Source organism: Pseudomonas sp. KB_12 (genome assembly GCF_052114545.1).
GTDB lineage: Bacteria > Pseudomonadota > Gammaproteobacteria > Pseudomonadales > Pseudomonadaceae > Aquipseudomonas > Aquipseudomonas brassicacearum.
Window position 1 is genome coordinate 12,753 of the sequence record NZ_JBFREY010000009.1, and the last position, 19,971, is coordinate 32,723.

The 19,971-nt window shown below is 61.5% G+C and carries 19 protein-coding genes; 8 read left to right on the forward strand and 11 right to left on the reverse strand.

The genetic code is table 11. The features are described from left to right. Positions 1 to 31: 31 nt before the first annotated feature. The 5 genes from ppx to AB4Z20_RS09190 all read right to left on the reverse strand — a co-directional run bounded on the left by ppx (position 32) and on the right by AB4Z20_RS09190 (position 4,684). A complete protein-coding gene (gene ppx / locus AB4Z20_RS09170; protein WP_253470316.1) occupies positions 32 to 1,534 on the reverse strand; it encodes an exopolyphosphatase in 1,503 nt (500 codons plus the stop codon). Positions 1,535 to 1,828: 294 nt separating this feature from the next. Next, entirely contained in the window at positions 1,829 to 2,563 is a 735-nt protein-coding gene (locus AB4Z20_RS09175; RefSeq protein WP_442089772.1) for an amino acid ABC transporter ATP-binding protein, read from the reverse strand. After that, entirely contained in the window at positions 2,550 to 3,200 is a 651-nt protein-coding gene (locus AB4Z20_RS09180) for an amino acid ABC transporter permease (RefSeq protein WP_003206735.1), read from the reverse strand. The genes AB4Z20_RS09175 and AB4Z20_RS09180 overlap by 14 nt, the downstream gene beginning before the upstream one ends. Continuing rightward, a complete protein-coding gene (locus tag AB4Z20_RS09185) occupies positions 3,197 to 3,877 on the reverse strand; it encodes an amino acid ABC transporter permease (protein ID WP_014340792.1) in 681 nt (226 codons plus the stop codon). Before AB4Z20_RS09185 ends, AB4Z20_RS09180 begins: the two co-directional genes overlap by 4 nt. A 21-nt stretch (positions 3,878 to 3,898) precedes the next feature. Further along, on the reverse strand, positions 3,899 to 4,684 hold the full coding sequence (locus AB4Z20_RS09190) for a transporter substrate-binding domain-containing protein (protein WP_018610665.1): 786 nt from the start codon (positions 4,682 to 4,684) through the stop codon (positions 3,899 to 3,901). A 254-nt stretch (positions 4,685 to 4,938) separates the two neighbouring features. Here AB4Z20_RS09190 and AB4Z20_RS09195 point away from each other — a divergent pair, with 254 nt between their 5' ends. From AB4Z20_RS09195 to AB4Z20_RS09220, 6 genes are all read left to right on the forward strand, one after another. Then, positions 4,939 to 5,646, forward strand: coding sequence for a FadR/GntR family transcriptional regulator (locus tag AB4Z20_RS09195; RefSeq protein WP_214510064.1), 708 nt, complete (start codon positions 4,939 to 4,941; stop codon positions 5,644 to 5,646). 120 nt (positions 5,647 to 5,766) lie between these two features. Continuing rightward, positions 5,767 to 6,096 carry a thioredoxin TrxA gene (gene trxA, locus AB4Z20_RS09200; protein ID WP_214510063.1) on the forward strand — a complete coding sequence of 110 codons (330 nt, stop codon included), beginning with the start codon at positions 5,767 to 5,769 and terminating at the stop codon, positions 6,094 to 6,096. A gap of 241 nt (positions 6,097 to 6,337) precedes the next feature. Then, positions 6,338 to 7,597 (forward strand): transcription termination factor Rho, encoded by a 1,260-nt coding sequence (rho, locus tag AB4Z20_RS09205; RefSeq protein ID WP_003206716.1) that lies wholly within the window; start codon positions 6,338 to 6,340, stop codon positions 7,595 to 7,597. A 124-nt stretch (positions 7,598 to 7,721) separates the two neighbouring features. Beyond that, complete coding sequence (gene ubiD / locus AB4Z20_RS09210) at positions 7,722 to 9,188, forward strand: 4-hydroxy-3-polyprenylbenzoate decarboxylase (RefSeq protein ID WP_039590257.1); 1,467 nt, start codon at positions 7,722 to 7,724, stop codon at positions 9,186 to 9,188. Then, positions 9,188 to 10,156 (forward strand): CDP-6-deoxy-delta-3,4-glucoseen reductase, encoded by a 969-nt coding sequence (locus AB4Z20_RS09215; RefSeq protein WP_253470313.1) that lies wholly within the window; start codon positions 9,188 to 9,190, stop codon positions 10,154 to 10,156. The genes ubiD and AB4Z20_RS09215 overlap by 1 nt, the downstream gene beginning before the upstream one ends. A gap of 310 nt (positions 10,157 to 10,466) precedes the next feature. Further along, on the forward strand, positions 10,467 to 11,135 hold the full coding sequence (locus AB4Z20_RS09220; RefSeq protein ID WP_442089773.1) for a gamma-glutamylcyclotransferase: 669 nt from the start codon (positions 10,467 to 10,469) through the stop codon (positions 11,133 to 11,135). Here the strand turns inward: AB4Z20_RS09220 and glpT are convergent. Continuing rightward, the gene (glpT, locus tag AB4Z20_RS09225; RefSeq protein WP_253470312.1) at positions 11,111 to 12,460 is read right to left on the reverse strand and encodes a glycerol-3-phosphate transporter; all 1,350 of its coding nucleotides are present in this window, start codon (positions 12,458 to 12,460) and stop codon (positions 11,111 to 11,113) included. The genes AB4Z20_RS09220 and glpT overlap by 25 nt on opposite strands. A gap of 215 nt (positions 12,461 to 12,675) precedes the next feature. After that, positions 12,676 to 13,653: an NADPH:quinone oxidoreductase family protein gene (locus AB4Z20_RS09230; protein WP_320389612.1), complete on the reverse strand. Its 978-nt coding sequence runs from the start codon at positions 13,651 to 13,653 to the stop codon at positions 12,676 to 12,678. A gap of 150 nt (positions 13,654 to 13,803) precedes the next feature. Between AB4Z20_RS09230 and AB4Z20_RS09235 the strand changes: the two genes are divergently transcribed. Continuing rightward, the gene (locus tag AB4Z20_RS09235; protein WP_018610646.1) at positions 13,804 to 14,220 is read left to right on the forward strand and encodes a flagellar basal body-associated protein FliL; all 417 of its coding nucleotides are present in this window, start codon (positions 13,804 to 13,806) and stop codon (positions 14,218 to 14,220) included. Between the two features lie 67 nt (positions 14,221 to 14,287). Here the strand turns inward: AB4Z20_RS09235 and AB4Z20_RS09240 are convergent, their stop codons facing one another. The 4 genes from AB4Z20_RS09240 to AB4Z20_RS09255 form a co-directional block, all read right to left on the reverse strand. Further along, a complete protein-coding gene (locus AB4Z20_RS09240) occupies positions 14,288 to 15,406 on the reverse strand; it encodes an ABC transporter permease (RefSeq protein ID WP_214510058.1) in 1,119 nt (372 codons plus the stop codon). Beyond that, positions 15,406 to 18,129 (reverse strand): ribosome-associated ATPase/putative transporter RbbA, encoded by a 2,724-nt coding sequence (gene rbbA, locus AB4Z20_RS09245; RefSeq protein ID WP_442089774.1) that lies wholly within the window; start codon positions 18,127 to 18,129, stop codon positions 15,406 to 15,408. Before rbbA ends, AB4Z20_RS09240 begins: the two co-directional genes overlap by 1 nt. Continuing rightward, positions 18,126 to 19,091 carry an HlyD family secretion protein gene (locus tag AB4Z20_RS09250; RefSeq protein WP_442089775.1) on the reverse strand — a complete coding sequence of 322 codons (966 nt, stop codon included), beginning with the start codon at positions 19,089 to 19,091 and terminating at the stop codon, positions 18,126 to 18,128. The genes rbbA and AB4Z20_RS09250 overlap by 4 nt, the downstream gene beginning before the upstream one ends. Positions 19,092 to 19,172: 81 nt before the next feature. Beyond that, positions 19,173 to 19,622 (reverse strand): EVE domain-containing protein, encoded by a 450-nt coding sequence (locus AB4Z20_RS09255; protein WP_442089776.1) that lies wholly within the window; start codon positions 19,620 to 19,622, stop codon positions 19,173 to 19,175. A 195-nt stretch (positions 19,623 to 19,817) separates the two neighbouring features. Here AB4Z20_RS09255 and AB4Z20_RS09260 point away from each other — a divergent pair, with 195 nt between their 5' ends. Further along, positions 19,818 to 19,964: a hypothetical protein gene (locus AB4Z20_RS09260; RefSeq protein ID WP_003206689.1), complete on the forward strand. Its 147-nt coding sequence runs from the start codon at positions 19,818 to 19,820 to the stop codon at positions 19,962 to 19,964. Positions 19,965 to 19,971: the final 7 nt, after the last annotated feature.

A 19,971-nucleotide genomic window follows, 5' to 3' on the forward strand; every position in this document is an offset into this window, starting at 1 on the left:
CTGCTGGGCCACAAGGGACTTCAGCAAGCAATCAGTGAATGTTCAGCACAATCCCGACCCGGGTCAGCCAGTCGGCTTCCTGGGCGAAGTCGGCCTGGGTCAGTTGATTCTCTTCCAGCCAATTTTCGGGAAACAGCACATCCAACTGATCGCCATTGGCGTGCAGGACCACCTGGGGCATTTCCTGGGTGCCACGGATGTGATGGAACAGGATCGCGAAGCGCAGCAGCACGCACAGGCGAATCAGCTTGATGCCGTCATCGCCGAACTCGGCAAATTTATCCTTGGGAATGTTGCGCCGATGGCCTCGCACCAACAGCGCGAGCATTTGCTGGTCTTCCCGGGAAAACCCCGCCAAATCCGAGTGCTCGATCAGGTAGGCGCCATGCTTGTGGTAGTGATAGTGGGCGATGTCCAGGCCCACTTCATGGACCTTGGCGGCCCAGCCCAGCAACTCGCGCCAGACCCCGTCGTTAAGGTCCCAGTCGTCAGCCACCTGGTCGAAGGCGTGCAGGGCCTTGCGTTCGACCCGTACGGCTTGCTCCTGGTCGACGTGATAACGCTCCATGAGCGAGCCCAGGGTGCGCTCGCGCACGTCTTCGTGATGATGACGCCCCAGCAGGTCATACAGCACGCCTTCGCGCAGGGCGCCTTCACAGTGGTCCATGCGTTGCAGTTCGAGGGCGTCGAAAATCGCCTCGAGGATCGCCAGGCCCGCGGGGAAAATCGCCCGGCGATCGGGCTTGATGCCTTCGAAATCGATCTTGTCCGCGTCGCCGAGCTTGAACACCCTGCGCTTGAGCCAGGCCAGGCCCTCGGCGTTGACCTCGCCAGTGCCGTGACCGCCGGCCTTGAGAGCCAGGCCGATGGCCCGAATGGTCCCCGAGGAGCCGATGGCTTCGTCCCAGGTCAGGCGGTGCAGGGCGTGTTCGATGCTCATGATTTCCAGGCGCGCCGCCGTGTAGGCCTGGGCGTAGCGGGCCGGGGTGATCTTGCCGTCGCGGAAATAGCGCTGGGTGTAGCTGACGCAACCCATCTGCAGGCTTTCGCGCAGCAGCGGTTCGAAGCGCTGGCCGATGATGAATTCGGTACTGCCGCCACCGATGTCCGCCACCAGACGCTTGCCCGGCGTGTCGGCCAAGGTGTGGGAGACGCCCAGATAGATCAGGCGCGCTTCTTCACGGCCGGAAATGACTTCCACCGGATGCCCGAGGATTTCTTCAGCGCGGCGGATGAACTCGCCACGGTTGCGCGCCTCGCGCAGCGCGTTGGTACCCACGATCCGCACCGCGCCCAGGGGCATACCGTTGATCAGTTGGGCAAACCGCTTGAGGCAATCGAGCCCGCGCTGGATGGATTCTTCGCTCAGCTTTCGCTCTTCGTCGATACCGGCGGCCAGTTGGACCTTCTCGCCAAGCCGCTCAAGAATGCGGATTTCCCCGTTCTGGGCCTTGGCGACGACCATGTGGAAGCTGTTGGAGCCCAGGTCTATGGCAGCGATCAGGGACAGATTCTTGGCTTGGGATGGCGGCATGGTCAAAAAGTCTCGGTCGATAACCACGTCATCCTGCCACGATCAACCGCTTACGCCAACGCGCCTGAACCAAACCCTTGAGCCAGAGCAGCCTGCAGGGTGCCTTTGTGGCGAGGGAGCTTGCTCCCGCTGGGCCTGTAGGAGCTGTCGAGTGCAACGAGGCTGCGATCTTTCCGCTGCCCATTGAGTCATAAGCGAAAGATCAAAGATCAAAAGATCGCAGGCTTCGCCAGCTCCTACAGAACCGAGCGGGAGCAAGCTCCCTCGCCGCAGACTGTTCTTTGGCAGCAAAGATCAGGCTGGCTCGACCATCCCGATGAAGTTCGCCAGTTCGGCCGTCTGCGGATCGGCGAACAACACCTTGGGATCGCCCACCTCATGCACCTTGCCCTGGTGCATGAACACCAGTTTGTCGCCGACTTCCCGGGCAAAACGCATTTCATGGGTGACCATGATCAGCGTCATGCCTTCCTTGGCCAACTGCCGCACCACGCTGAGCACTTCATTGACCAGTTCCGGGTCCAGGGCCGAGGTGATTTCGTCGCACAGCAGCACTTTTGGCGACATCGCCAGCGCCCGGGCAATCGCCACCCGTTGTTGCTGACCACCGGACAAGCGGTCCGGGAACGCATCGAATTTCTCGCCAAGCCCGACCCGTTCCAGCATCTGCCGCGCCAGCACGGCCGCCTTGGCCTTGGGCACTTTTTGCACAACCTGCGGCGCGAGCATGACGTTTTCGCCGACCGTCAGGTGCGGGAACAGGTTGAACTGCTGGAACACCATTCCGACTTTCTGCCGCAGGCTGCGCAGATCGGCGCGGGCCGCATCGAGGTATTCGCCGTCGACTTCGATCACACCGTCGTTGATCGATTCCAGGCCGTTGAGGGTGCGCAGCAAGGTGGATTTGCCCGAGCCGCTGCGGCCGATGATCGCCACCACCTGGCCTTCCTCGACACTCAGGTCGATGCCTTTGAGCACGTGATGATCGCCGTAGTATTTATGCAGGGCGGTAATTCTAAGCAGAGGCATGCAGTCTCCTTTCCAGGTAGCGCGCACTGAGGGACAAGGGGTAGCAGAGCAGGAAATAACCGAGGGCGACCAGGCCATAGACCATGAACGGCTCGAACGTGGCGTTGGCGAGCATGCCGCCGGTCTTGGTCAGTTCGGTAAAGCCAATGATCGAGGTCACGGCCGTGCCCTTGACCACTTGCACCGAAAAGCCCACGGTCGGCGCCACGGCGATGCGCAGGGCCTGGGGCAGGATCACGTAGCGCAACTGCTCCAGCGGGTTGAGGGCCAGGCTCGCCGAGGCTTCCCACTGGCCGTGGGAAATCGAGTCGACACAACCGCGCCAGATCTCCGCCAGGTAGGCGCTGGTAAACAGCGTCAAGGCAATCGCCGCTGCCATCCACGGGGAAATCTCCACCCCGGCCAGGGCCACGCCGAAGAACACCAGGAACAGTTGCATCAACAGCGGTGTGCCTTGGAACAGCTCGATGTAGGTACGGGCGATGTTGCGGGGCAGGGCGCTTTTGGAGATGCGCAGCACCATGATCAGCAAACCGATCACGCCGCCACCGATAAACGCCACCAGCGACAGCGCCAGGGTCCATTGCAGGCCGGTGAGCAGGTTGCGCACCACGTCCCAGAAAGTGAAATCGCTCATCGGCCGCTCCCGTTGCCGCTCTTGTACAGGCAGCGGCGACCCACCCAGTTAAGGAACTGGCGGATCAGCAGCGCCATGCACAAGTAGATGAGCGTGGTCAGCGCGTAGGTTTCGAACGCGCGGAAGTTGCGCGACTGGATGAAGTTGGCGGCAAAGCTCAACTCTTCGGTGGCGATCTGCGAACAGACCGCCGAGCCGAGCATCACGATGATGATCTGGCTGCTCAACGCCGGCCAGACCTTGCCCAGCGCCGGCAGCAGCACCACATGACGGAAAGCCTCGAAGCGGCTCATCGCCAGGGCCGCGGCGGCTTCCAGTTGCCCCCGCGGGATCGCCTGGATGCCGGCGCGGATGATCTCCGTGGAGTAGGCGCCGAGGTTGATCACCATCGCCAATACTGCCGCCTGCCATTCGGAAATCTGCAGGCCCAGGGACGGCAAGCCGAAGAAGATGAAAAACAGCTGCACCAGGAACGGCGTGTTGCGGATCAACTCCACGTACACGCCGAAGATCGCCGCGAACGGGCGAATGTTCCACGCCCGCACCACGGCCCCGACGATGCCCAGGCTGACCCCGAGCAACGTGCCGATGGCCGTCAGTTCCAGGGTGAACAGCGCACCGCGCAACAGCAGCTCGGTGTTTTGCACCACCGGTAGAAAATCGAACTGATAAGCCATGCTCAGCCTCTCAAGCGACGGTCAGAGATCGGCCGGCAGCGGCTGCTTGAGCCAGGTCTGGGAATTTTTCTCCAGGCTGCCATCGGTCTTGGCGGTGGCGAGGATCTGGTTGACCTTGTCCAACAGCGCCGGCTCGTTCTTGTTCACGCCCACGTACACCGGCGAGTCCTTGAGTTTTACCTTCAGCGCGGGAACACGCTTGGGGTTGCGTTCGCTGATGGCGACCATCACCACGTTGCCGCTGGCGATCAGGTCGACCTGGCCGGCCAGGTAGGCGGCGATGGTCGAGTTGTTGTCTTCGAAGCGCTTGATGGTGGTGCCTTCGGGGGCGACCTTGGTCAGCTCGATGTCTTCGATGGCGCCACGGGTGACGCTGATGGTCTTGCCCTTGAGGTCGTCCAGGGTGTTGATGGCGGCGTCAGGCGGGCCGAACACGGCCAGGTAGAACGGCGCGTAGGCGCTGGAGAAGTCGATGACCTTTTCCCGCTCCGGGTTCTTGCCCAGGCTGGAAATCACCAGGTCGACCTTGCCGGTGGTCAGGAAGGGGATGCGGTTGGTGCTGTTGACCGGCGTCAGCTCAAGCTTGACCTTGAGCTGGTCGGCCAGCAGTTTTGCGGTGTCGATGTCCAGGCCGCGGGGTTTCATGTCCGGGCCTACCGAACCGAATGGCGGGAAGTCCTGGGGCACGGCGACCTTGAGGGTGCCACGCTTGACCACGTCTTCCAGGCCATCGGCGTGGGCGGGTAGCTGACAGAGCATCAGGCTGGCAAACAGGGCTGTGAGCAGGGCGCTGCAACGCTGAATCATGGCGAATCTCCGCAATCGGTGATGTGATTTCTGCGTTCGGACAGAGCACAGGCCATGCCAAGGCGGCTTTTCAGCGGCCCAAGCCACGGTTTTGCTGGTGGGGGGCGGTCTTACTGGTCTGAACAGTCGTGGCGTTTTTCGCACCGTTATCGGGCGTCGGTATTTGTCGCCGAACCCCGCTGGGGCACGACTTGCCGGGCGCGGCGAATAGCTTTACAACTAGCCGCTCACTGGCCCGGTTCGTCTTGAAAATCATGAATTCCATCGCTCGCGCCGTTCCTGAAGTGGCCCTGCAAGCCATCCGCAAACTGATCGTCGATGAAGGCTTCGGCCCGGGCGATGCGCTGCCGTCGCAACGGGACCTGGCGCTGCAATTGGGGGTGAGTCGGGCGTCGCTGCGCGAAGCGCTGTCCTCCCTCAGTGCCCTGGGCATGATCAGCGTGCAACCGGGCAAGGGGGTCTTCGTGCAGGCGCCGGTAGAGGCTCCACGCAGCGAGTCGGCGCCGGGCTGGCCATTCGCGGCCCAGGCCTCGCCGGTGGATATCTTCCAATTGCGCTACGCCCTGGAGGGCTTCGCGGCGGGGTTGGCGGCGGTAACGCTGAGCGCCGACGAGTTGGACATGCTGCAAGACAATGTCGAAGCCATGCGCCGGGAGTTGAAGATCGGCGATTTCGACGCCGCCGCGCGACTGGATTTCGAATTCCATCGACGAATCCTGCTGGCCAGCGGCAACCAGGCGATGCTGAGCATCCTCACCGCCAGCGCCGATATCTTCCTGGAAAGCCAGAAACTACCGTTCATCCGGGCGGAGCGGGCGATGGAAACCTGGCAGGAGCATCGCAAGATCCTTCGCGCCCTGGCTCGCCGCGCTTCGGGGGCTGCGCAAAAAGCCATGCAGGAACATGTACGTAACGCCGCACTGCGTACCGGGATTTCCTTCGTGGCGCCTGTTGCCTCGTGACTTGGGCTATACCCAAATACATCTGTCGCCATAGCGAGACTCAATCAACTCAAGCTTCCTGAACCTTGGAAGGGCAGCTATGATGGGCCACGTTTTTTTGCTGATTACCCGGAGACTTCCATGAGCAACGAGCTTATCAAACACGTTAGCGACGCTAGCTTCGAGGCTGACGTACTCAAGGCCGAAGGCCCGGTACTGGTCGACTATTGGGCTGAGTGGTGCGGTCCCTGCAAAATGATCGCCCCGGTCCTGGACGATATTGCTACCACCTACGCAGGTAAGCTGACCATCGCCAAGCTGAACATCGACGAAAACCAGGAGACTCCGGCCAAGCACGGCGTACGTGGTATCCCGACCCTGATGCTGTTCAAGAACGGCAACGTCGAAGCTACCAAGGTTGGCGCGCTGTCGAAGTCGCAACTGGCTGCTTTCATCGACGCCAACATCTAAGCGTCGAATGCCATTGAAAAAGCCCCGCAAATCGCGGGGCTTTTTCGTTATTCAGGGCTAGACGCTCGCAAACCCAGGTGTTACATTCGGCCCCGCACTGGTTTCTCCAGTGCCCCCTGCAAGCCGTCGCCGACGCTCTCCTTTCGAATAAGTACGCGATCCTGTCGCCTTCTCCGCGGCGCGGCCTCATTAAGCCAAAAGCTTAATTTCCCCCCTCCATAAATGATTACGTCATTCCTATATGAATCTGACTGAACTCAAGCAAAAGCCGATTACCGAACTGCTCGAATTGGCCGAACAGATGGGCATAGAAAATATGGCCCGTTCGCGCAAGCAGGACGTGATTTTCTCCCTGCTCAAGAAGCACGCGAAAAGCGGCGAGGAAATCTCCGGTGATGGCGTGCTGGAGATTCTCCAGGACGGCTTCGGCTTCCTTCGCTCCGCAGACGCTTCCTATCTTGCCGGCCCAGACGATATCTACGTCTCGCCGAGCCAGATCCGTCGCTTCAACTTGCGCACCGGTGACACCATCGTTGGCAAGATCCGCCCTCCGAAGGAAGGCGAGCGTTACTTCGCACTGCTGAAGGTCGACACGATCAACTTCGATCGTCCGGAAAACGCGAAGAACAAGATTCTCTTCGAGAACCTGACGCCGCTGTTCCCGACCGTACGCATGAAGATGGAAGCCGGCAACGGTTCCACCGAAGACCTCACCGGTCGTGTCATCGACCTGTGCGCACCCATCGGCAAAGGCCAGCGCGGCCTGATCGTGGCACCGCCGAAAGCGGGCAAGACGATCATGCTGCAGAACATCGCGGCCAACATCGCCCGTAACAACCCTGAAGTTCACCTGATCGTGCTGCTGATCGACGAGCGTCCGGAAGAAGTGACCGAGATGCAACGCACCGTGCGCGGCGAAGTGGTCGCCTCGACGTTCGACGAGCCGCCGACCCGCCACGTGCAGGTTGCCGAAATGGTGATCGAGAAGGCCAAGCGCCTGGTCGAGCACAAGAAGGACGTGGTGATCCTGCTGGACTCCATCACTCGTCTGGCCCGTGCCTACAACACCGTGATCCCGAGCTCCGGCAAGGTGCTGACCGGTGGTGTCGATGCCCACGCGCTGGAAAAACCGAAGCGTTTCTTCGGCGCCGCGCGGAACATCGAGGAAGGCGGTTCGCTGACCATCATCGCCACCGCGCTGGTTGAAACCGGCTCGAAGATGGACGAAGTGATCTACGAGGAATTCAAGGGCACCGGCAACATGGAGCTGCCTCTGGATCGCCGTATCGCCGAGAAGCGTGTGTTCCCGGCCATCAACATCAACCGTTCCGGCACACGCCGCGAAGAGTTGCTGACCGCCGACGACGAGTTGCAGCGCATGTGGATCCTGCGCAAGCTGCTGCATCCGATGGATGAAGTCGCCGCCATCGAGTTCCTGGTCGACAAGCTGAAGACGACCAAGACCAACGACGAGTTCTTCCTGTCGATGAAACGCAAGTAACTCGACAAGACAGGCCAGCAAGAGCCGGGGAAACCCGGCTTTTTGCTATCTGTGCATTCACTATTCTGGACGGGCGGCGTTAAACTCGGGCCCCCGAACGCCACGGCCACCATGAGGCTTTTGCATGCAGTATCGCGACTTGCGCGACTTTATCAGCGGGCTGGAACAGCGCGGCGAACTCAAGCGCATCCAGGTGCCGGTGTCCCCCGTCCTGGAAATGACCGAGGTCTGCGACCGCACCCTGCGCGCAAAAGGCCCGGCGCTGTTGTTCGAAAACCCGACAGGCTACGACATTCCGGTCCTGGGCAACCTGTTCGGCACGCCGGAACGCGTGGCCCTGGGCATGGGCGCCGAAGCGGTCAGCGAACTGCGCGAAATCGGCAAGCTGCTGGCGTTCCTCAAGGAGCCCGAGCCGCCGAAAGGCCTGAAGGACGCTTGGTCCAAGCTGCCGATCTTCCGCAAGATCATTTCCATGGCGCCGAAAGTCGTCAAGGACGCGATCTGTCAGGAAGTGGTGATCGAGGGTGACGATGTCGACCTGGCCATGCTCCCGGTGCAGACCTGCTGGCCGGGCGACGTAGGGCCACTGATCACCTGGGGCCTGACCGTCACCAAGGGCCCGAACAAGGATCGCCAGAACCTGGGCATCTATCGTCAGCAAGTGATTGGCCGCAACAAGGTCATCATGCGCTGGCTGAGCCATCGCGGCGGTGCGCTGGACTACCGTGAGTGGTGTGAAAAACACCCCGGCCAGCCATTCCCGGTGTCGGTGGCCCTGGGCGCGGACCCGGCGACCATCCTCGGCGCCGTCACGCCTGTGCCCGACAGCCTTTCCGAATATGCATTCGCCGGCCTGTTGCGGGGCAACCGCACCGAGCTGGTGAAGTGCCGTGGCAACGACCTGCAAGTGCCGGCCACCGCCGAGATCATCCTTGAAGGGGTGATCCATCCAGGTGAAATGGCCGATGAAGGTCCGTACGGCGACCACACCGGTTACTACAACGAAGTCGACAGCTTCCCGGTGTTCACCGTCGAGCGCATCACCCATCGGATCAAGCCGATTTACCACAGCACCTATACCGGCCGTCCGCCCGATGAGCCGGCCATTCTCGGCGTGGCCCTGAACGAAGTGTTCGTGCCTATCCTGCAAAAGCAGTTTCCGGAAATCACCGATTTCTATTTGCCGCCGGAAGGCTGTTCGTATCGCATGGCCGTGGTGACCATGAAGAAGTCGTATCCGGGGCATGCCAAGCGGGTGATGCTCGGAGTCTGGTCGTTTTTGCGACAGTTCATGTACACCAAGTTCGTTATCGTCACCGACGACGATATCAACGCACGGGACTGGAACGACGTGATCTGGGCCATCACCACGCGCATGGACCCCAAGCGCGATACGGTGATGATCGAGAATACGCCGATCGACTACCTCGACTTCGCCTCGCCGGTGTCCGGCCTGGGGTCGAAGATGGGGCTCGATGCCACGCATAAATGGCCCGGTGAAACCACTCGTGAGTGGGGCCGGGTTATCGTCAAGGATGAGGCCGTTACCCAACGGATCGATGCCATCTGGAATCAGTTAGGAATAGATTGATGCGTGTAACCTTGCAGCCTTCCGGGGCGGTGCTGGAGATCCGGCCCGCCGAGCGGATTCTCGATGGCGCGCGGCGCCTGGGCTATGAATGCCCGCAAAGTTGCCGCAACGGCAACTGCCACGTCTGCGGCGCGTTGTTGGTGGAAGGCCGTGTGGAACAGGCGGGCGAGGTGCGCGATCACGGAGAGATCTTCACCTGCATCGCCGAGCCGCTGGAGGATTGCGTGGTGTTGTGGGATGGCGTGCTGTCGCCGGGTGAGCTGCCGGTACGCAACCTGGCGTGCCAGGTGGTCGAGTGCGCCGACGTGGGGGGTGATGTCTGGCGAGTGCACCTGCGTGCGCCGGCCGGTAAGCCGCCGCGCTATCACGCCGGGCAGTACCTGATGATCGAACGGGAAAACGGCGAAAAATCGGCCTTCTCCCTGGCCTCGGCGCCGCATTCGGGGCGCGAGCTGCAATTGCACGTGTTGGTGCGCGAAAGCAGTGCACAAGCCCTGCTGGAGCAACTGCGGCGCAACCCCAGCGTGCGTATCGAAATGCCTTTTGGCGACACGCATTTGTCCGAACTGCCCGATGGCCCGTTGGTACTGATCGCCGCCGGAACCGGCATGGCGCAGATGCACAGCCTGATCGAGCACTGCCGGGCGGCGGGTTTCAAGCACCCGGTGCACCTGTATTGGGGCGTGCGGCGGCCGGAAGATTTCTATGAAATCGAGCATTGGGACGAATGGAAAAAACTGCCGAACCTGTTCCTGCACAAAGTCGTCAGCGACTTGTGCGGCTGGGAAGGGCGCTGCGGGATGCTCCATGAAGCGGTGTGCGAGGACCTTAGCGATCTTTCCGGTGTGCACGTCTACGCCAGCGGCTCGCCGGCCATGATCTACGCCACGCTCGATGCGCTGGTGGAAGCCGGCATGGACGCCCATCAAATGCGCGCCGACGTGTTTGCGTATGCGCCGCGGGCTTGATAGCGACTGATCTGGATGGGTGGGCTTTTGTGGCGAGGGAGCTTGCTCCCGCTGGGCTGCGTAGCGGCCCCAACATCTTGCGGTCGCTGCGCAACCGAGCGGGAGCAAGCTCCCTCGCCACAACCGCGCGCATGTCCACCCGTCGATATAACCTCATATATTTCGTTTCGATATTTAGTCTTGAGGCTAGATACCGATAACGTATATAGGGTACGGGATGGCATTTAACTTGCCTTGCTCCCCATGAACGTCAACCCCATGACGGTCTCCATTCACTTTCCGACCCGCGAGGAGCCAAACGCTACCGGCCATGACCGCTATCGAATCCGCCATTACCTGTGCCTTGTACCCGCCAAGGCTCGACCTGGGGCCGCAGCTGACCCGTGAGCAATTGCTCGCCTCGATGCAATTGACCATGAGTCTCCACCAGGGCGGTCCGGTCTGGCTGTTCGCATACGGTTCCTTGATCTGGCGGCCCGAATGCACGGCGGTGGAGCGGATGCGCGGCCGGGTCCATGGTTATCATCGCGGTTTGTACCTGTGGTCCCACGAGCATCGCGGTACACCGGAGTTGCCGGGGCTGGTGTTCGGGCTGGATCGCGGCGGCTCCTGCAGCGGTTTCGCCTACCGATTGCCGGAGGAGAATCTCGAGAGTTCGCTGTTTGCCCTGTGGCAGCGCGAGATGCCGGTCCCGTCCTATCGCCCGCACTGGCTCAGTTGCCGTCTCGAGGATGGCAGCCGGGTGCAAGCCTTGGGGTTTGTACTGGAGCGACACCTGCCCAGCTATGCCGGCAACCTGCCGGACCATGTGCTGAGCCAGGTGTTCGAAAGCGCCTGTGGGCGTTATGGCACCACTCGTGATTACGTCGAGCAGACCATCCACGCCCTGCGCAGCCACGCCATGCCAGACCGGAATCTGGAGGCGCGGCTCAAGCGCTGCAAATCAGCGCTGGATCAGGCGATCGCTTCGCGGCTCTGACTGGCGATCTGCCTGTGCCACAGGGTTGGCGCAAGGAAGGCCATCGCCAGCAGGCAGGCGACAACCAGTAGGATGAAGCCGCCATCCCAGCCGAAATAGTCCACCGTGTAGCCCATCATGGCACTGGCCGCGACCGAACCACCGAGATAACCAAACAGACCGGTAAAGCCGGCAGCCGTGCCCGCCGCTTTCTTGGGTACCAGTTCCAGCGCCTGCAGACCCACCAGCATGACCGGACCGTAGATCAGAAAGCCGATCGCGAACAGCGAGATCATGTCGACCATCGGGTTGCCCGGCGGATTCAGCCAGTAAACGATCGTCGCAACGGTCACCAATGCCATGAACACCATGCCCGTCAGGCCACGGTTGCCCCGGAAGATCTTGTCCGACATCCATCCGCACAACAGCGTGCCGGGAATGCCGGCCCACTCGTACAGGAAGTAAGCCCAGGACGTCTTGTCGAAGTTGAAGTGCTTGACCTCTTTAAGATAGGTCGGCGCCCAATCCAGGATGCCGTAACGCAACAAGTAGACGAAGACGTTGGCCAGCGCGATGAACCAGAGCATTTTGTTGCGCAGCACGTATTTGACGAAGATGTCCTTGGCGCTGAATTCTTCTTCGTGGCTGGCATCGTAGCCTTCCGGGTAATCGTTCTTGTACTTCTCGATGGGTGGCAAGCCCGTCGATTGCGGCGTGTCGCGCATCACAATGAAGGCAAATACAGCGACCAGCAGCGCCACCGCCGCCGGTACGTAGAACTTGCTGTGCCAGTCGTTGAACCAGCCCATGCCAAGTATTGCCAGTGGACCGATCAGGCCGCCGCCGACGTTGTGGGCGGTATTCCATACCGAAACCACACCGCCGCGTTCTTTCTGCGACCACCAGTGCACCATGGTGCGCCCGCTAGGTGGCCAACCCATGCCTTGGGCCCAGCCGTTGATGAACAACAGGATGAACATCATGGTCACGCTGGAGGTTGCCCACGGTGCGAAACCGAAAACGAACATGACGCCGGCGGACACGATCAGGCCGAAGGGCAGGAAGTAACGAGGGTTGGAACGGTCGGACACGATGCCCATCAAAAACTTGGAAAGGCCGTAGGCGATCGCGATCGCCGACATCGCCACCCCCAGTTGGCCTTTTGTATAGCCTTGGGCGATCAGATCCGGAAATGCCAGGGTGAAGTTCTTGCGTAGCAGGTAGTAACCCGCATACCCGATGAAAATTCCGGCGAAGATCTGCCAGCGAAGGCGTCGATAGGTGCTGTCTATTTTTTCTTCAGGCAATGGCGCCTGATGTGGGGCAGGGCGAAAGAAAGCAAACATTCAAGAGCTCCAAATTTCTTGTTTTGACTGCGGATACGAATGTTACAGTTTCGTTACCGAAAATAGCATCGGTTCTTATCCACAAAAAAGCGGGAATGTTGGAGATGTTGTGTTCTTTTACGAACATGTCGCTCAGGTATAAATGAAGGGCGGTGTGGGAATGGCGAAACCGGGTCGTAGGGTTGCGGCCCGGTATAAACAATTCAGGTAAGCAATCAGCGAACCTGAACCACCACTTTTCCGACCGCCTTGCGTTGGCCAAGATCATTGATCGCCTGGGCAGCGTTGCTCAGCGGGTACACCTGCGACACCAGCGGCTTGAGCTTGCCCTCGGCAAACCAGCCGAACAATTGCTGGAAGTTGGCGGCGTTGTCCTGGGGCTGGCGCTGGGCGAAGGAGCCCCAGAACACGCCCACCACGGCGGCGCCCTTGAGCAGCGCGAGGTTCACCGGCAGTTCGGGGATGCGTCCGCTGGCAAAGCCCACCACCAGCAACCGGCCGTTCCAGGCGATGGCGCGGACGGCCTGGTCGAACAGGTCGCCACCCACCGGATCGTAGATCACATCGGCACCCTGGCCGTCGGTGAGGCGCTTGATTTCATCCTTCAGGCTGGTTTCGGTGTAGTTGATCAATTCGTCGGCACCAGCGGCCTTCGCCACGGCGAGTTTCTCCGCGCTGCTGGCAGCGGCGATCACCCGGGCGCCCATGGCCTTGCCGATCTCCACCGCCGCCAGGCCGACACCACCGGATGCGCCGAGCACCAGCAGGGTTTCGCCGGCTTGCAGGTTGGCCCGTTGCTTGAGGGCGTGCATCGAGGTGCCGTACGTCATGCTGAAGGCGGCGGCGGTGTTGAAGTCCATGGACGCGGGGATCGGCAACACGTTGTAGCCAGGTACCGCCACCTGCTCGGCAAAGCTACCCCAGCCGGTCAACGCCATCACCCGGTCGCCGACCTTCAAGTGGCTGACTTTCTCTCCCACTTCGCTGACGATGCCCGCCGCTTCGCCGCCAGGGGAGAACGGGAAGGGTGGCTTGAATTGGTATTTGCCCTCGATGATCAGCGTGTCAGGGAAGTTCACCCCGGCGGCATGCACGTCCAGCAGCACTTCGTTCTTCTTGGCGACGGGGTTGGCGACGTCTTCCAGCACCAGCGATTCGGCGGGGCCGAATTCTTTGCACAGCACGGCTTTCATCAGGGCTATTCCTTTGGGAGTGATGGCCGATAAGTGTAGGTGTGAGAGACAACGGGTCAACGAGCATGCCCTGCCCTGATAGCCGGCCATAAGCTTGTGCTTGAACGGCGGGGCGGTATGCTGGGCCGCAAACCGGATGAGGAATCAATTGTGAAAGCGTGGATCATGTTGATGCTGGCCCTGTCGTTGCCTGTGGCAGCGATGGCCGAAGAGGGCAAGGAAGCGAAGGAAGGCGAGGCGCCGAAGGTCAGCTACATCACCCTCAGCCCACCCTTTGTCGGCAACTATGGGCTCGACGGTACGGCGAAACTGAAGGTCTACAAGGCCGACGTGGCCCTGCGCGTGACCGGTGACGCCGCCGCTGCGGCGGTCAAGGCCAACGAGCCGCTGATTCGTAACCAGTTGGTGGCGCTGTTCGCCCAGCAGACCACCGAGGCCATGAATAACCTGGAAGCCAAGGAAAAGCTGCGTCAGGAAGCGTTGAAGCAGACCCAGCAGGTGATGAACGACGAAACCGGCAAGCCGATGGTCGATGACCTGTTGTTCAACAACCTGATCATTCAGTAAACCGGCTCGATCGCAGCCTTTGGCAGTGCCCGGATCTCCTGGCGCTGCCAAAGGCTGCTTTTTTTCGTCAAGACGCCAGGCTTTTCCGAAACCGGGCCAGGGCGATTGCAAAGAACAACAGCCCGATGACCGCCAGCGCCAGCAGGTCCGGCCAGATCACGCCAGGGCCGGCATCTCGGAACAGGATCGCCGCGCTGAGGCTGACGAAATGCGTCGAGGGCGAGCCTTGCATCACCCATTGCAACCATTGCGGCATGCTGTCCAGCGGTGTACTGCCGCCCGACAACAGCAGCATCGGAATGATGACCGGGATCGCCAGCAAGCCGAATTGTGGCGTCGAACGGGCGAGGGTGGCGAGGAAGATGCCCAGTGAGGTGCTGGCGAACAGGTAGAGTGCGGTCACCAGCAGGAAGAGCACCATGGAGCCGGCGAGTGGAACCCCCAGGGCGAACTTGACGATGATTTCCAGCGACGCCCAGGTGCACAGCACCACTACCAGCAGGTTGCTCCAGATTTTCGCCAGCATGATTTCCAATGCCGTCAGCGGCAGCACCAGCAAGTGGTCGAGGGTGCCGTGCTCGCGCTCGCGCAGCAGCGCGGTCCCCGTCAGGATGATCGCCAGGATCGTGATGTTGTTGACGATCTGGATCACCGCCAGGAACCAGCCACCTTCCAGGTTGGTATTGAACAGCGAACGCGTGGTCAGCCTCACGGGCGTTGCTTCGCTCGTTTGTGCCTGGCCGGCGTAGGTCGTCAGTTCCTGTTGGAAAATCCGTCCGATGTAGCCGGCGCCCATGAACGCCTGGCTCATGGCCGTGGCATCGACGTTGAGTTGCAGCGTCGGTTCGCGTCCTGCGAGCAGGTCGGCCTGGAAGTTGGCGGGCACGTTAATGACAAAGGTGTAGCGGCCACTGTCCATGACCTTGTCCAGTTCGGCATAGGGCAAGGCCATCGGGTTCTGGAACTCCGGCGGTTGCAGGACCTGGGCCAATTGGCGCGAAAGATGGCTCTGGTCTTCGTCCACTATTGCGACACTGGCGTTGTGGACGCCGATTACCGAGCCGGCGGCCGGCATGTAGATCGCCACCGTGAAGGCGTAGCCCAAAAACAGCAGCAGAACGGAGTCGTAGCGCAGGCTGGTCAGTTCCTTGAGCCCCAGACGCCAGATATGTGAAAGCGTGTGCATCAGGCCTCCTGCTTTTTCAGCATGATCAGGCTGAGTCCGGTGAAGCCCAGGAAAAACCCGCCCAGCGCCAGGCATTGCGGCCATAACTGGCGCAGATCCAGGGCCTTGGTGAAGGTGCCGACGGCGATATCCAGGAAGTAGCCGGCGGGAAACAACTGGCCCATCACCGCAGCGGCACCCTCCAGGGACGAACGCGGCACGATCAGCCCCGAGAACTGGATGGTCGGCAGGCTGGTGATGATCATGGTGCCGAGGATCGCCGCGATCTGGGTGCGAGTGAACGCCGAGATCAGCAACCCCATGCTGGTGGTCGCCAGTACATAGAGCAGGCCGCCCACCGCCAGCGTCAGGCCGCTGCCTTTGAACGGCACACCGAACAGCCAGCGGTTCATCGCTGTCAGCAAGGCGAGGTTTATCAGGCTGACCGCCAGGTAGGGCACTTGTTTGCCCAGCAGGAATTCCAGGCGGGTCAGCGGCGTGGCGTAGAAATTGGTGATCGAGCCCAGCTCTTTCTCTCGCACGATGCCCAGCGCCGTCAACATGGCTGGAATGAACGCCAGGATCAGCGCCATGACCCCGGGGCCGATGGCGTTGACGCTGACCACGTCCTGGTTATAACGAAAGCGCGTCTTCAGTGTCGCGCCGGGTTGCCGGTTTGGCGCGCGGCTGCTTATTTCAGCCAGTTGCTCAAGGTTGGCCTGGTGCACGGCCTGGACGTAGTTGCGACTGGTCTCGGCTCGAAACGGTATGCCGCCGTCCAGCCAGGCACCCACCGTCGGCTGGCGGCCGGCATAAAGGTCACGACCGAAACCGGGGGGGATTTCCAGGGCCAGCTTGATCTCCGAGCGCTGCAAGCGTCGGTGCAGCTCCTTCGCGTCGCGGATGATCGGCTGCTCCTCGAAGTAGCGCGAACTGCGGAACGCTTCCAGGTAGGCACGGCTTTGCGGGCTCTGATCCTGGTCATACACGGCGAAGGCCAGTTTCTCCACATCAAGGGAAATACCGAAGCCGAAGACCACCATCATGAACAAGGCGCCCAGCAGGGCGAATGCCATCCGCACTTTGTCGCGCAGCAGTTCCTTGCCCTCCCGGCTGGCAACGGCCCACAGGCGACCGAGGCTCAGGCCGCGCCGGTCCCGGGGGGCGTCGGCACTGTCGAGGGTCACGGGAGCGGCGTCTTGCTGCGTCTCGCCCTGGGCTTTTTCCAGGCAGGTGACGAACGCGGCTTCCAGCGTCTGGCCGTTGAACTGCGCCTGCAAGGCCGCCGGCGTGTCACAAGCCAGGACCTTGCCGGCGTGCATCAGCGAAATGCGATCGCAGCGCTGGGCCTCGTTCATGAAATGCGTGGAAAGGAAAATCGTCACGCCCTGTTCGCGAGACAGCTCGATCAACAGCCGCCAGAAATCATCCCGCGCAGCCGGGTCGACACCCGAGGTCGGCTCATCGAGGATCAGCACTTCCGGGCGATGCAGCACCGCCACCGCCAGGGACAAACGCTGACGCAGGCCCAGTGGCAGCGCGCCGGAGGGCTGGTCCGCCAATGCCTGGAGATTGAAACGCTGGATCAGTTCGTCGATGCGCTGGCGACTGTCCGTCGTGGGCAGGTCGAAGAGTTTGGCGTGCAGTTCCAGGTTCTGGCGCACGCTCAGTTCGCCGTACAGCGAAAAGCTCTGGGACATGAAGCCCACCCGCTTGCGGGTGGCGAGGTCCTTGGCGTTGACCGGGTTGCCCAGCAGCCGGGCACTGCCTTCGCTGGCGGGGATCAACCCGGTCAGCACCTTCATGGTGGTGGTCTTGCCGCAACCGTTGGAACCCAGGAACCCAAAGATCTCCCCGCGACCAATCGCGAAACTGACGTTGTCGACGGCGGTGAAATCACCGAAGCGCAAGGTGAGGTCGTGGGCTTCGATGGCAATGTCGGCGGTGTTGGCGCCCCTGGGGGGAATCACCAGCGGTTCGGCATCGCGGCCGATGTCGCCCTGGAAATGGGTGAAGGCCGAGTCGAGCTTGCCGTCCGGTGTGACCTTGGCCAGCTCCGCACTCAAGCCCTTGGCGATCAAGCGACCGTTGTCGAGCATCAGGCAATGCTCGAATTGCTCGGCCTCTTCCATGTACGCGGTGGCGACCAGCAGGGTCAGTTGCGGGCGTTGTCGGCGCACGTCTTCTATCAGTTCCCAGAAGCGTCGCCGGGACAGCGGGTCTACGCCGGTGGTGGGTTCGTCGAGAATCAGCAGGTCCGGTTCATGGATCAGTGCGCAGCACAGGCCGAGCTTCTGTTTCATGCCGCCGGACAGTTTGCCCGCCGGACGATCGGCAAAGCGCTGCAGATCGGTGGCCAGCAGCAAGGTGCCCATGCGCTGTTCGCAATCTGCCCGCGATAACCCGAACAGCGTGCCGAAGAAGCGGATGTTCTCGCGTATCGACAGGTCCGGGTAAAGGTTGCCTCCCAGCCCCTGGGGCATGAAGGCGATGCGTCGGTAGAGGGTGTTGCGATGGCGTCGGTCGTCGATCGAGGCGCCGAGCACGTCCAGTTGACCGTGCTGGAGTTTCTTCACCCCGGCAATCAGCCCCAGCAGGCTCGACTTGCCGGCGCCGTCCGGGCCGATCAGGCCGCAGCGAGTGCCGACGGGCAAGCTGAAGGCGATATCGCTCAACGCCACCTGCTGGCCGTAGCGATGCTCGATGCCCGAGGCGTGCAATGCCTCGCTGAGGGCGGTGGTCATTGCAGGTTGGCCGGCCAGTCGATGGGGGCAGTGCGTACATAGCCGGCGCCGGGCATGCCGGGTTTGGCCTGGGGCACTTCGCCGGGTTGGGTCAGGCGTACCTTGACGCGGAACACCAGTTTCTGGCGCTCATCACGGGTCTCGACTTCTTTCGGGGTGAACTGGGATTTGGCCGCGACGAAGCTGACCTTGGCCGGCAGCGGTCGCTCGGGCAGGGCGTCGAGCAGCAGGCGCGCTTCATCGCCCACCGCCAGTTTCCCGGCCACCGAGGCCGGCAGGTAGAGATTCATGTATTGGTCGTTCGGATCGATCATCAGCAACACCCGGCCGCCAGCGCCCAGCACCTCACCTGGCTCGGCCAGGCGCAACTGGATCACGCCGTCGAGCGGTGCCCGCAACGTGCTGTCATCTATTTCACTGGTGAGCTGCGCCACTTGGGCCAGGGTCGCGCCGATGGCCGCATTCGCCGCCGATACCTGGGCCCGGGCGGCGTTGACCGCGGCGTTGGCGGTGTCGGCGCGGGCTTGTTGCTGGTCGATGACCTGGCCGCTGGCGTAACCGCGCTTGAACAGTTCCTGGGTCCGCTTGAGCTCCTGATGGGCGAGCAATTGTTCGCTCTGGCGCAACTGCACGTTGGCTTCGGTGGCGGCAAGGTTCTGCCGGGCACGCACGACTTCGGCCTCGGCCTGGTTGCGCTGGGCCTCCAAGGTGCGGGTGTCCATGCGCGCCAGTACCTGGCCCTTGATGACGTTGTCGCCTTCGTCGACATGAACTTCGGCCAGGCGCCCGGGCGTCTTGCTGGCGATCTGGACCTCGGTGGCCTCAAGGCGGCCGTTGCCCATGCTCAAGCCTTCCGGCAGGCGATCGTGGCGTGACTTCCAGTAGCCGAAACCGCCGGCGGCCAGCAACACGGCCATCAAGGCAAAGGCAAAAAAACGCGAGGTACGATGGTTCTTCGACATGTCCGGCATCCTGCGGCTATAGCATCGAAGTCTGCGCGATCAATGGCCGAGCCAGCTTGATATCCATCAACTCATTGGCGATCAGCGCAGGGCAATCACCGCGGCCCATTGTTCGGCCGTGACGGGCATCACCGACAGTCGCGAGCCTTTTTGCACCAGTGGCATTTCAGCCAGGGCGGTCTGTTGCTTGAGGTAGTCGAGCTTCAGCACACGGGGAAACGTTTCGACATGGGCCACGTCGATCGCGGTCCAGGGGTTTTTGTCCGGGCCGGCCTTGGGGTCGAAGTAATGGCTGTCGGGTTCCAGCGCCGTTGGGTCGGGGTAGGCCGCGCGGACAATCCGGCCGATCCCGGCAATGCCTGGCTCGGGGCAACTGGAGTGGTAGAAAAAGAACGTGTCGCCCACCGCCATGGTTCGCAGAAAGTTACGCGCCTGGTAGTTGCGAACCCCGTCCCAGCGTACCTGGCCGAGCTTTTCCAAACCTTGGATGGATAATTCGTCGGGCTCGGATTTCATCAGCCAATAGGCCATGATTGCTACTCCTTGGCGGTGTTGAAAAAAATAGTTCAGCGATTTTATGACAAACCGACAGTCGGTTGACGCCAGAGTTTGCGTGTCGGGGCCGGTTGCCGCAAAATGCCGGCCTTCCAAGCTTGACGCTGCTGCACGGCCAATAAGAAAACCGCTGCTGTCATCGTGTGTGATGTGCCTTGAGGGGGGCAATCGATGAAACGCAAACCGGATTTGTTGTGGATCTTGGTCATTCTGTTCGGTCTGGGTGTCGTGACCACGGGTTACGCCCAAAGCCTGTGGGCCAACAAGACCGACGCGCCGGTGGAAATCACCCAACCCGCGTCATCGTTCAAACGCTGAATCCGCT